Below are 263 nucleotides of genomic sequence, written 5' to 3' on the forward strand. Positions count from 1 at the left end.
GGGATGGATGGCTTTGCCTACGCAATGGAAGCGATGGTCGGTAAGGCGATAGGCGCGAAAGACAAAGATGAACTGAACCAGTCATTGATTGGTACTTTCTTCTGGAGCTTTAATATTTGTTTGGTACTGACCATAGCATTCGCACTCGCTGGCTCGAGTTTGATTAATATGATCACTACCATTCCTGACGTGAAGAACCAAGCCGAGGTGTATTTACCGTGGTTAGTCGCAATGCCATTGGTGTCTATGTGGTGCTTCTTGTT

At 46.0% G+C, this 263-nt stretch carries 1 protein-coding gene; it reads left to right on the plus strand.

The window, feature by feature from the left end; translation table 11 throughout:
* Positions 1–263, plus strand: a 263-nt coding sequence (locus tag AB4486_RS25595; RefSeq protein WP_372119542.1) for an MATE family efflux transporter, incomplete at both ends; no start/stop codon positions are given.

It is taken from the genome of Vibrio sp. 10N.222.55.C6 (assembly GCF_041473395.1).
In the GTDB taxonomy this organism is placed as follows: Bacteria; Pseudomonadota; Gammaproteobacteria; order Enterobacterales; family Vibrionaceae; genus Vibrio; species Vibrio crassostreae_C.